General features: G+C 61.1%; 10 protein-coding genes. 3 read left to right on the top strand and 7 right to left on the bottom strand.

Annotated features, from left to right (window positions below):
* Positions 1-46 precede the first annotated feature (46 nt).
* Positions 47-661, bottom strand: coding sequence for a pyridoxamine 5'-phosphate oxidase family protein (locus AT302_RS23285; RefSeq protein ID WP_058376035.1), 615 nt, complete (start codon positions 659-661; stop codon positions 47-49).
* Positions 662-968: 307 nt separating this feature from the next.
* Here AT302_RS23285 and AT302_RS23280 point away from each other — a divergent pair, with 307 nt between their 5' ends.
* The gene (locus AT302_RS23280; protein ID WP_058376034.1) at positions 969-1391 is read left to right on the top strand and encodes an SHOCT domain-containing protein; all 423 of its coding nucleotides are present in this window, start codon (positions 969-971) and stop codon (positions 1389-1391) included.
* A gap of 54 nt (positions 1392-1445) precedes the next feature.
* On the opposite strand, the gene AT302_RS23275 is transcribed toward AT302_RS23280, so the two are convergent.
* From AT302_RS23275 to AT302_RS23265, 3 genes are all read right to left on the bottom strand, one after another.
* Positions 1446-2975 carry a class I adenylate-forming enzyme family protein gene (locus AT302_RS23275; RefSeq protein WP_058376033.1) on the bottom strand — a complete coding sequence of 510 codons (1530 nt, stop codon included), beginning with the start codon at positions 2973-2975 and terminating at the stop codon, positions 1446-1448.
* Between the two features lie 112 nt (positions 2976-3087).
* The gene (locus AT302_RS23270) at positions 3088-4485 is read right to left on the bottom strand and encodes an MFS transporter (RefSeq protein WP_218918976.1); all 1398 of its coding nucleotides are present in this window, start codon (positions 4483-4485) and stop codon (positions 3088-3090) included.
* Between the two features lie 134 nt (positions 4486-4619).
* Positions 4620-5417: a class II aldolase/adducin family protein gene (locus tag AT302_RS23265; RefSeq protein ID WP_084656420.1), complete on the bottom strand. Its 798-nt coding sequence runs from the start codon at positions 5415-5417 to the stop codon at positions 4620-4622.
* An 89-nt stretch (positions 5418-5506) separates the two neighbouring features.
* On the opposite strand from AT302_RS23265, the gene AT302_RS23260 reads away from it, so the two are divergent.
* Positions 5507-6205, top strand: a complete 699-nt coding sequence (locus AT302_RS23260; protein WP_084656419.1) for a TetR/AcrR family transcriptional regulator — start codon at positions 5507-5509, stop codon at positions 6203-6205.
* A gap of 81 nt (positions 6206-6286) precedes the next feature.
* A complete protein-coding gene (locus AT302_RS23255; protein WP_058376031.1) occupies positions 6287-7123 on the top strand; it encodes an SDR family NAD(P)-dependent oxidoreductase in 837 nt (278 codons plus the stop codon).
* A 271-nt stretch (positions 7124-7394) separates the two neighbouring features.
* Here AT302_RS23255 and AT302_RS23250 read toward each other — a convergent pair whose 3' ends face one another.
* The 3 genes from AT302_RS23250 to AT302_RS23240 all read right to left on the bottom strand — a co-directional run bounded on the left by AT302_RS23250 (position 7395) and on the right by AT302_RS23240 (position 11540).
* Positions 7395-8219 (bottom strand): CPBP family intramembrane glutamic endopeptidase, encoded by an 825-nt coding sequence (locus AT302_RS23250; RefSeq protein WP_058376030.1) that lies wholly within the window; start codon positions 8217-8219, stop codon positions 7395-7397.
* Between the two features lie 58 nt (positions 8220-8277).
* A complete protein-coding gene (locus AT302_RS23245; protein ID WP_157125860.1) occupies positions 8278-9123 on the bottom strand; it encodes a hypothetical protein in 846 nt (281 codons plus the stop codon).
* A 200-nt stretch (positions 9124-9323) separates the two neighbouring features.
* On the bottom strand, positions 9324-11540 hold the full coding sequence (locus AT302_RS23240; protein ID WP_084656418.1) for a TonB-dependent siderophore receptor: 2217 nt from the start codon (positions 11538-11540) through the stop codon (positions 9324-9326).
* Positions 11541-11613: the final 73 nt, after the last annotated feature.

Raw genomic sequence — 11613 nt, 5'->3', positions numbered from 1 at the left:
AATGCAGTGAAAGATTGACGTGATCGGCGTAAATCACGTCATCAATTTAGTACAACCCCGCCACCGTATTTTTCTGTAAATCCCGGTCGTAGGTCTGCGCATCAAAATGGCCGCCGCTCAGGCGTTTATGCATCTCGCCGGTACTCGGCAAGCGCTCTCGTGGGATTTGTGTTTCCTGATCCCACAAGCGGGAGCGCACGATTGCCTTGGCGCAATGGAAATACACGCGGTCGATCGACACCACGATGACCGTTTTCGGCAACTTGCCGCTGACTTCAAAGCGCGCGAGCAAATCCGGGTCTACCGAGATGCGGGCGCGTCCATTGACGCGTAACGTCTCACCAATACCGGGAATCAAAAAGAGAAGCGACACGCGTGGGTCGGCAATGATATTGCGCAGATTGTCGATTCGGTTATTGCCCGGCCGATCGGGAATCGCCAAGGTTCGTTCGTCCAGAATTTGAATAAAACCCGCCGCATCGCCTTTCGGAGAGCAGTCAGTCCCCTCATCGCCGACGGATGCCAGCGCCACAAACGGACACGCCCTGACGAACGCCTGATAGTCCTCGTTGAGGTACGTCAGCTCTTTCCATATCGCACGCTCACCCGGCTCGCCGTAAATCGCGGCGAGTTGTTCCACGCTATTGACCTCATGATTCATGTGACGCTCTCGTAAGTTTCGGTACTGGTGCCATCCGCTGCGGGCAGTATAAATTCGTTGCCGATACCCTGTCATTTTTTACAGCTACGCTTTCGGCGCCTTCCAAGGGAGGCTTTGCGGGGTCGCTCGCCGCTGTGTTTAGCGAGATAGGGGCGGCTCTCGAATCGTAAGACAAATGCGGGCGATCGTTTTAAACTGCCAAGCGCATTCGGCGCGTCGACCAACGTGCGGTACCGAATGTCCTATCAATATAAACACGAATATTTCTGCTGACTCGGCAGGACCAGAATCTATTTAGGGGAAAGCAATGGGCTTTATCTTCTTTATCGTCATCGTGGCGTTCGTCGCGTGGGCGATCATCTATCAGAAGAAGCTTCAACGTCAGCGCGAGGAAGCTCGCCAACGCTATGCAGCGTCGCTCGATGCACTGAAGAAAGATCCGACCAACGCCGATCTCAAGCAGACGACGCTCGCGCTCGGCCGTGAGTATTCGAATCTCACGCGCGACAAGAAGGGTAATACGCTGTTCGACGAAGTCGCTCTGATGAACGACATCAACGCCGCGTGTGCAGGCGCGACGCACCCGGGGGCAGCGAGCGCGGCAGCGCCGGTCCCGGCGCAGGCCAGCGTGGAAGACCGCATCCTGAAGCTCAAGGACCTCCTCGACAAGGGCCTGATCACGGAAGGCGATTTCGAGAAGCGCCGAGGCGAAATCCTTGCCAGCATCTGACGGCACAAAAAAAGGCTCCTCCCGGAGCCTTTTTTCTTAAACGTTCGAAAGCGCTCACATCTCTCGTGCCCGCAACGCCGTCTTCAACACCTTCCCGTAGTGATTCTTGGGCAGTGCATCCACCGCGACATACCGCTTCGGACGTTTGAATCGCGCGATGTGCGCGAGGCAATGTGCATCCAGCGCGCGAGTGTCCAGTTGTGTGCCGGGGCAACTCACCACATACGCCACGATCACCTCGCCCCATTCCGGATCGGGCTCACCGATGACGGCCACCTCGGCCACGTTGTCTGCGCGCAATAGTACTTCCTCGACCTCGCGCGGATAGATGTTCGTGCCGCCGGAAATGATGACGTCTTTCGAGCGGTCCTTCAGCGTGAGAAAGCCATCGTCGTCGAGTACGCCGATGTCGCCCGTCCACAGCCAGCCGTTGCGAAGCGTCTTTGCCGTCGCTTCTGGATTTTTCCAATACCCCTGCATCACGACATCGCCGCGCACCACGACCTCACCGGGCGTGCCCGAGGCGACGGGAACGCCGTCGTCATCCACCACTTGGACTTCCACCATCGCGTGTGCGTGGCCGACCGACGCGAGCCGTTGTGCCCACGCCGGGTGCTCACTCGCGGCAATGCAATCGCGCGGCAACACCGTGATCGTCATCGGCGACTCGCCCTGACCGTAGATCTGGACGAAGCGTGAACCCATCACGGCAAGCGCTTGTTCGATATCGGCCGTGTACATCGGCCCGCCGCCGTACACGATCGTTTTGAAACCGTCGGACGATGCGCCCGAGGCCTGCGCATGCCGGACCAGACGATTGACCATGGTCGGCGCAGCGAAGCACGAGATGCCACCGAGTGACGCCGCCAACGCAAACATTTCCTCGGCATCGAAACCACCCGAGGCGGGGAAAACGTGTCCCGCCGCCTGCATCATGAACACCACGCTATACAGCCCGGCGCCGTGCGACATCGGTGCCGCGTAGAGCGTGCGGTCGTCGCGTCCGATGGCATCCACATCCGCGAGGTAACACGCCGCGAGCGACCAGAGATTGCGATGCGAGAGCATCACGCCCTTCGGTCGCCCCGTTGTCCCGGAGGTGTAGAAGATCCATGCCAGATCCCCATTCTCCCGGGAGACGACTGCACTCGTTTGCGATGCCGAGCCACCTGCGGCATTCACCCACCCCTCGATGCGCGCATCGTCCGGTGCGATGCGAATCGCTGGCACTTCCAGAAACTCGGCAATGGCATGGAGATCTTCCGCTTCCGTCAGCACCCCCTCGGCTTGCGCATCACTGACGATGAACGCGGCTTCGCGCGGATGCAGCTTCGCGTTGATCGGCACGGCGACCAGACCTGCCCACCAGATCGCATACAGCCATTCGAGGTACTCCGGGCGATTGCGCATCCAGAGTGCGACGCGCGCACCTTCCGCGAGACCGAGCGAGCGCAGGCCGTGCGCAATGCCAGCGCAACGTCGTGCCAGCGCGGCGTAGTCATGCTGCGGCGAATCACCGAGATAAGTTGCGATGTGCGAAGGGTGCCGAGCAGCGGCGCGGGCAAGCGTATTGGCAATATTCATGACAGGAAGCGAGCGCGCCACACCCGGACAGCGTGCGACGCGCGATCAGAAAAAAGTGAGAAAACGGTGCGAGGGGAAACCGCGCCCATGCTGTGCCGGGCGCGTCGTCAAATCAATGGGCAGGCGTACGTGCGGCCCCCGGCGCAACACGACGACTCGCGTCCCCCGAGCGTTGCGTCGCCACCGTCAGGAACGCGAAGAGCAACAGCCCGTAGAGCAGCACCATCACGCCGAGCGTGCTCATGCTCGCGCCGTATCCACCGAAGGTGTCCTTCGCCCAACCCGTCAGATAAGGGCCGACGAAACCGCCAAGGTTGCCGACCGAATTCACGAGGCCGATACCGGCGGCCGCCGCGGCCCCCGTCAGGAACATGGGCACCAGCGGCCAGAACAGGATGTTCGACGCCAGAATCCCCGACGCTGCGATGCAAAGCCCGACGATCCCCACGACCGGCGAAGTCGCATTCCCCGCGATCACCAGCCCCACGGCACCGATTGCTGCGGGCACGAGAATGTGCCAGCGACGCTCGCCAGTCTTGTCGGAGTGCCGCGCGTTGATCACCATCGCGACACCGGCGCACAGATAAGGCAACGCGCTGAGCAGCCCCGCACGCGTGTTGTCCAGACCGCCGATGCCTTTGATGATCTGGGGCATCCACAAGGTGATGCCGAACAGCGCGGTGATGTTGCAGAAAATGGCGAAGGCCAGCAACAGCACTTTTCCGGAGAGCAGTGTCTGCATCACGCTGTACTGACGCGCACTTTCCTTGGCGGCGCGCTCCTGTGCGAGCGTTCGCACGAGCCAGTCGCGCTGTGCGCCGGTCAGCCACGTCACCTTGTCCGGTGAATTGCCGAGCACGAAGTAAGCGATGACCCCAACCACGACCGCGAGCGCGCCTTCGAGCAGGAACATCCACTGCCAGCCGCGCAGGCCGGCGAAGTCGTGGAACGAGGTCAGGATGGCGGTAGACAACGGCGCCCCGATCAAGACCGCGAGCGGCAGACCCAGAATGAAGATCGCCGTCGCGCGCGCCATGGCGCGTCCCGGGAACCAGAGGCTGAGGTAAAGCACGATGCCCGGGAAGAACCCCGCTTCGGCCACGCCCAGCAGGAAGCGCATCACGTAGAACGACGTCTCTCCCGACACGAACGCGAAGCCTGCCGAGACGATCCCCCACGTGACCATGATGCGAGCAATCCAGATACGTGCCCCGACCCGATGAAGGATCAGGTTGCTGGGCACCTCGAAGACGAAATAGCCAATCGAGAAGATGCCCGCACCGAAGCCGTAGACGGTCGCGGTGAACCCGAGATCGCCATTCAGATGCAACGCGGCAAAGCCGACGTTCACCCGGTCGAGGAACGCCACGATGTAGCAGAGGATCAGAAACGGCAGAATGCGGCGCAGTAGCTGACTGATCGTCTCCTGCGCGAGACGCGAGTCCAGCGCGGCGGCGTTATCGCCGCTCGCGACCGGTGGGCTCGCCTGAGATGCGGGGGTCGGGTTCAAGGGGTGTCTCCGTCATGGTGCTGTTATGAATGCTGGTCGCTGCCAGTTGGGTGATACGAACTTGCGGTATTGCACGACTTCGTTACGATTTACTGACTCACTGACTCACTACCGGCGTGGCCCTCGCGCCAGCCTTACCGCTTGTAGTCATGCCCGTGGCGTTCCAGCTTGCGCAACAGCGGCGGCCATTCGCGATCGCCCGAGCCGCGCAGATCTGTCACCCATTGCTCGGCGGTCAATGCGGCAATGTCATGTGGCGGAATTCGCAGTGCAGCGCCCGTGGCTTGCGCGAGCAGTTGCGCGCGAGCCGCTTTCTCCAGATAGAACATTTCCACAAACGCATGTCCGACCGAACGCCCGACGGTGAGCGTGCCGTGATTGCGCAAAATGAGCGCCGTGTGCTCGCCCAGATCGACCAGCAGCCGTTCGCGCTCGTCGGTGGTCAGCGCGATGCCCTCATAGTCGTGATAGCCGAGACGGCCGACAAAGCGCATCGCGTGCTGAGTGATCGGCAGCAGACCGTCTTCCAGTGCAGAGAGCGCCATGCCGGCTTCCGTGTGCAGATGCATCACGCAGGCGGCATCCTCGCGTGCCGCATGAATGCATCCGTGGATGACGAAGCCAGCCGCATTGGGGCGGTAGAGCGAGTGGCCGATAACGCGGCCCTCAAGGTCGATCTTCACGAGGTTCGACGCCGTGATCTCGTCGAACGACAAGCCCAGCGGATTCACCAGAAAGTGATGCTGCGGGCCGGGCACGCGCGCCGACAGATGGGTGTAGATGAGATCGTCCCAGCCATTGAGCGCACACAGTCGATACGCCGCCGCGAGATCCTCGCGCACGCGCTGCTCGGCCGGCGTCGTGCCGGTGTCGGCGAGCACTTCGCCGGCAGGCAGGTCAAATGAAGAAAAAACTGTGTCAGACTTCTGCATTCCGTTCTCCGAACCGACGTACCGCTAGCAAAGCGGCGACGATATTTATAAACTAAACGTTCAGTTTAGTATTTGTCTGGACCGAGCGAATGTCAAGTCAGTTGAATCCCGAATCTTCCACGTCAGGCCGGCGCGGTCGCAAACGTAGTGTCGAAGCGGAGCGCGCTGTGCTCGACGCGGCTTATCGGTTGTTGCTGGAGCAGGGGCTGGCCGCCACGACGATGGAGGCCATCGCGACGGCTGCCGGTGTGAGCAAGGCGACGATCTACAAGTGGTGGCCCAACCGCGCGTCGGTAATCATGACGGCGTTCCTGCGCGAAGCGGGGCAGGCGCTCCCGTATCCGGAAGAGTTGAAGCTCGACAGCATCTTTGCGCGACTGCTCAAGATGGCCGAAGAGTTTTGTGGACCGATGGGCACGATGATCAGTGCGCTGATCGCAGAAGGGCAGTCGGACCCGGAGATCGCGCAGGCGTTTCGCGATGGCTACGTCTCGGCCCGCCGCCAGCAGGGCGTGGAGATTGTGCGCGACGCCGTGGCGCGCGGTCTCATCAAGCCGGGCGACCCCGATGTCGTGCTCGATATTCTCTACGCGCCGCTGTACTACCGTTTGCTCGTCGGCCACAAGCCGCTGACGCGTGCGTTCGTGCGTGAGCACGTGAACCTCGTCATGCAGGGCCTGATCGGTCCGAATGGCACGGTGCCGACCTTGGCTGCGAAGGCCGTGCGCGGTGCAAAAGCGGTGCCGTCGAAGGGCGCGACGGCCAAAGCGGCGGCAAAAAAAGCTTGACGCGTCGAACCGGGTTGTGAATAAACTAAACGAATAGTTTAGAAATTAAAGCAACGACACAACCTGACGGAGACGCCCTGTATGAACACATCTTCTGGCCGCGCGAAGCGCATCTCGTTGGACGCGTTGCGCGATAGCGGACACGCCGTCGTCGTGACGGGGGCGAGCGGCGGCATCGGTCTGGCCGTCGCCAACCGTCTCTATGACGACGGTTGGCACGTGGTGGCCACCGACCTCGATCTGGCGCGACTGCGCGACGTTTTCGGCGAGCGTGCCGATACACCGAGAATGACGCTGGCCGCCATTGACGTAACCGACCATGCCGCGGTCGACGCGCTCGCCGCATCGCTGCGTGAGCGTGGCGGCGTGGCCGGACTCGTGAATGTGGCGGGTTTGTTGCAGGACGCCATTCCCCTGCTCGAGATGGACGACGCCATGCAGCGCCGCGTCTGGGAAGTGAACTACTTCGGCGCGCAGCATTGCCTGCGCGCGTTAGCACCGCTGATGACGCAGGCCGGAGCAGGCGCCGTGGTCAACATCACGTCGATCAACGAGTTGCGTCCGCTACCGCTGCACGCGTATTCGCCCACCAAGGTGGCGCTGGGGGCGCTCACGCAACTCGCAGCGGGAGAACTTGGCGCGTCGGGCATTCGCGTGAACTCGGTGGCGCCGGGCTTCACGCTCACACCGATCTTTGAAGACAAGCTTGCGACCGGCAAGCGCAGCGCGTCAGCCATCGAGGCGCATTCGGCGTTGGGACGTCTGGTCGGTACGGATGAAATCGCTGCGGCGGTGAGCTTCCTGATGTGCGACCAGTCGAGCGCCATCACCGGTGTCAGCTTGCCCGTCGACGCTGGCTGGCTGGTCAGTTCGCACTGGATGAACTTCCGCGAACTGGCACGCGCCGGCGCAGCGTAAGACGGGAGAGCCGGTAAGAGAAATCTTGCGGCGGGTGCAACATCCGCCGCAGGTGCTTACATGAAGAGGCTTGCGGTGTCCGACATGAACTTTGCGACCGGAGCGAGCCGGCTTGCCCACGAACCCACTGCAACCATTCCGTCCAAGATAGCCATCCAGGGCATTTCACACCTCCAGTGTTGGGTTTCATCGATCTCGCTGTGTTGGCGAGTTGATGCAACGATACCTGGCAGGGGACATTGGCGAAACTGAGACAAATCACAGTCGGCCGTTACTTCGCCCCCGCACGCACTACCGCGGCGCCGCCGAGCAGTTTGACCAACATCAGTGCGCCGGCACCGCCGCTTGCGATCGCCAGCAGCCACCACAGGGCCGGCATGTCGAAGACGGTCAGATTCTTCTCGTCTGTCGGCAGGTTCATGGTGCTCACAACCACGGCGGTGTTGTAGAACACGTGCAGCAGGATGCCGGGGAGCAGTGAGCGAGTCCGTTCGTACAGCTTTCCGGCCACCAGTCCGAAGATGAGGGCGACGACGAACTGATAGACGTTCAGGTGAGCCAGACCGAAGACTGCGGCTGAGTGCGCGATGGCCGTGCCCGCCGGATACTGCCGCAGAAAGCTGCGCAGGATGATGCCGCGATACAGCATTTCTTCGACAAATGGCGCGACCAGACACACGAGTACGAAGGAGCCGAGCCCGGTCTGCCGGTAAAAGTCATTGGAGGCTTGCAGCCATCCTCCTATCGGGAACATCTTCTCCACGCCGGTGCCGATCACCGTGATGAGCAGCAGCAATCCCGGCGTCAATAGCAGAATGGGCACCGTGAAAAGCCCCAGCGTGGCGCGCATCGAAGCGCGCCCCTGATGAAACAGATCCCGATAGCTGAGCTTGGTGTAGTGAAGCATTGCCCAAAATGCCAGCCCGTAAGCCAGCACACGGCCAATGCTGTAAGCCGCCATCGGGCGAATGCCGACGATATAGCTCAGTTGCACCACGATCGCATCCGTCACCATCTCGACAAAGAAGATCGCGATCACAACAAAGAAAGCTTCCAGCAGGTTCGGGAAGCAGTATTCGGTCGGTCTGTTGTTCATGACTTATGGTCTTGGGGGCTGATCGATGACTGCCCGCGATTTGCCTGCTATTTATCTGTCACTTCGCAGTCGTATTGGCAACACCGGCCAGCACGGTCGGTGCGACAAGCGTCACGTAATCCTGACCACGGTTTGCGACAATCTGTCGGAGAAATCCTGTGAACTGCGATGACTTATCGACGGTTTGCTTGCCGTTCGCCGAGTCGATTTCAAAGCCGAAGTACGTGGGCACGACGACCTTGTCGTTCACGGCCCACTGAATGACTTCCGTCACGGATTTCACCCCGTCGTACTTTGCGTGGAGGTTGGCGATATCGGTGGCCGCCCGGTCCTGATAGCTTTGCATCGAGGCTTTCAGCGAATCCGCATTGCCACCGGCCTTGGCCTTGTCCAGCTCCGCCTGATAACGCTCGACTTCCGATACGGCGTAAGCGCGGGACGTGTCCAGCACCTGTTTGGCTTTCAGTGCCGACGGTCCGTCCATGCCGGCCAATTGCGCCTGACTCTTTTCGTCGATTTGCTGAACGACGACCTTCTTTTCTTCCAGCAGTTTCGCGTAGCGATCCACGTCGCCGGCGGTGCCCTCGATGGCTTTGCTCAGGTTGTCGTTGCTGGCTTTGAGGTAGCCGTTGATGTCGTCGATCTGGGCGTCACGAACCTTGTTCAGCGCCGCGACGGCGTCGTTGAGCTCACAGCGGTACTCCACGGCCGATCGATTACTCGCGTCCTTGAACGTTTTCCAACTGGTGCTCTTGCAGGCCGCGCGATCCGACAACGCCGAACCGTAGGTGTGGGTTTGGTCGCCCGGGTAATTGGCAGCTTTCACCGTGCCGACGTCCGAGTCTTCACAACCCGTCAGCAGAGCGCAGAGGAGTGCAGTGGCGACGCCATATCGAATGCTCAAATTCATTTTTCCGCTATCTCACAAATCTCACATGAACGACAGGCCATCCCCGGCGAGTCCACCGCAGAGATAACGGCATCCATCCACGGATATTTAATCTGTTAACGGAAGACACTCTCAATTCTGTGAGGGGGCACGCAAACAAAAGCGGGCGCGCCAGAAACACGGCGCGCCCGCTTCATTACGTCAATCCAACGGTATTACCACCGATATTTAGCCGTCCCGATCACCGATGCCGTCGAGCCGTAATAGCACGCCCCGCCTGAGCAATAAGCGGCGTACTTGCGATTGAACAGATTGCTGCCGTTGACCGCGAACGACCAGTTGCCGGTGTCGTAATGGATGGCGGCATCGAACAGCGCCACGGCCGGCACGTCGAACGTGTTCTGCACGTCGCCCGCCGACGGTCCGATCACGCGCACCCCGGCACCGAAGCCCAGCCCGCGCAGCACACCGCCATGCAGTGTGTAGTCGAGCCAGAGCGAGCTCAGATAACGCGGCATCATCGTCGGACGCTTACCCAACTGCGACGCCGTGTTCGTCTTCATGACGGTCTGATTCAGATACGTGTACGACCCGATCGCGCTCAGCGAGTCGGTCAATTGCAGGCGCGCTTCGAGTTCGATACCGCGCGAGCGCACCTCGCCCGTCTGGATCACCGACCCGTTGTGCGCCGGATCGGCCGTGGTCACGTTCTGCTGCGTCAGGTTGTAGAACGACACCGTGTACAGCGCGTTATACGACTTCGGTTGGTACTTCACGCCGATTTCGTATTGCTCGCCCGTCGTGGGCTTGAGTGCCTGATTGAAGTAGTCGACGCCTGCCGTGGGCTGGAACGACTTGGCATAGCTGAAGTACGGGGCAATGCCGGAATCGAAGAGATATGACAGCCCGCCACGCCACGTGAACGCATGTGGACTCTGGTTCTGAATGCTCGCACTCGTGGTGGTCTGCGTCTGCACGTTCATCGACGTCCAGTCCTGACGCAGGCCGAGCAGCGCGGTCCATCCGCCGTACTGAATCTGATCCTGCATGTACATGCCGAACTGGTCGGTCGCCGTATCCACGCGCTTGTTCGTCGTGGTGATACGACCCAGCGTGCTGTAGTTGGGCGCGAACACGTTGAGCGTACCAATGGGCCCCGTGCCGCTGCTGGTACCGCTAAGCAGGCGCTGGTAGTCGAGCCCGACGAGCACTGTGTGCTGAAGCGGCCCGGTCGACAGCTTGCCTTCGATCTGGTTATCCCACGCGAACTGGCTCAGGTGCTCGCGGTCGAGAAACGCGTTCATCGATACCGTCGAGGTCGAGCCCGGCAGGTAGTTCAGGAAGAACGACTGGTGATAGTCGATGTCATCGTGCAGGTAGCGCAGATTCGAGCGGAATTTGAGGGTGTCGTTGAACGCATGTTCGAACTTGGCCCCGAACGAGTATTGCGTGCGCCGGAAGTAATCGACATCCGGATTGCCGACGTACGTGTTTGGGTCGATCTTGCCGTTCGGGTTGCCGCTCACGACGCCGCTGACCGGCAGCGAGTTGAACAGCCCGCCGGCCGGGTCGCGCTGGTAGCTGGCAAACAGCGTCAGCGAAGTGTCGCGCGACGCCCGGATGGTCACGCTCGGCGCGATCGCCAGACGTTGGTCTTTGATGCCGTTGACCTGCGAATTCGCGTCACGCGCCAGACCTGTTACGCGATACAGGATCGTACCGTCGTCCGTCACCTTGCCGCCCATGTCGAAGCCCGCCTCGAAGCGGCTATGACTGCCGAACTGCAACATCAGCTCATGCACCGGCTCGTCGCTTGGCATCTTCGTAATCAGATTGACGATGCCCGCCGGACTGCCCGCGCCGTAAAGCACCGACGCCGGGCCGCGCAACACTTCGATACGTTCAAGGAAATACGGATCGATGCGCGGATTCGCATAAAACGCGTTCGGCTGAAGAATCAGTCCATCGAGGTAGGTGTCGTACGAAAAGCCCCGGCCCCGCAATTGGTCGAAGCGGAAGTCGGTGGCGTCCTGCGACGACACGCCCGGCGTGTAGCGCAACGCCTGATCGATGGTCGTCGCGCCCTGTGCATCCATCTGGTCACGGGTGACGACCGACACCGATTGCGGCACGCGCACGAGCGGCGTGTCGGTCTTGGTCGCCGAGACACTGCGCTTGGCAACCACACCGTCAGTGCGCCCCGTTGGCGACTCCTCCCGGTCGGCCCGCACTTCCTGTGTCGGCAGGGCGACGGCGGACGGCACCCCGCTGTCTTGCGCGTGCGCCGCGCCGGAGACGGCGGCGAAGGCCAGCGGCACCCAGATCAACCCGCTTCCCCGGCGCCGCAGCGATCCCGGAACGCCCGTCCGGTGCTTGGCTGACTTCAGATTGCGCGACGGCTGCCGCGCGACGTTATCGTGTGTGTTTGTCATGTTAATAAAAATGCGTATCATTAACTTTTTACGTGAAGCGTCGTCCGCGGCGTCTTTGTCGGCCGGGGTACGG

Origin of the sequence: Pandoraea norimbergensis (assembly GCF_001465545.3) — a bacterium.
Classification (GTDB): domain Bacteria; phylum Pseudomonadota; class Gammaproteobacteria; order Burkholderiales; family Burkholderiaceae; genus Pandoraea; species Pandoraea norimbergensis.
This window is presented reverse-complemented; position numbering and strand designations above follow the sequence as displayed.

Coding starts and splice junctions, on each gene's coding strand:
- AT302_RS23285 (WP_058376035.1), bottom strand. CDS start 661: ATGAATCATGAGGTCAATAGCGTGGAACAACTCGCCGCGATTTACGGC.
- AT302_RS23280 (WP_058376034.1), top strand. CDS start 969: ATGGGCTTTATCTTCTTTATCGTCATCGTGGCGTTCGTCGCGTGGGCG.
- AT302_RS23275 (WP_058376033.1), bottom strand. CDS start 2,975: ATGAATATTGCCAATACGCTTGCCCGCGCCGCTGCTCGGCACCCTTCG.
- AT302_RS23265 (WP_084656420.1), bottom strand. CDS start 5,417: ATGCAGAAGTCTGACACAGTTTTTTCTTCATTTGACCTGCCTGCCGGC.
- AT302_RS23260 (WP_084656419.1), top strand. CDS start 5,507: ATGTCAAGTCAGTTGAATCCCGAATCTTCCACGTCAGGCCGGCGCGGT.
- AT302_RS23255 (WP_058376031.1), top strand. CDS start 6,287: ATGAACACATCTTCTGGCCGCGCGAAGCGCATCTCGTTGGACGCGTTG.
- AT302_RS23250 (WP_058376030.1), bottom strand. CDS start 8,219: ATGAACAACAGACCGACCGAATACTGCTTCCCGAACCTGCTGGAAGCT.
- AT302_RS23240 (WP_084656418.1), bottom strand. CDS start 11,540: ATGACAAACACACACGATAACGTCGCGCGGCAGCCGTCGCGCAATCTG.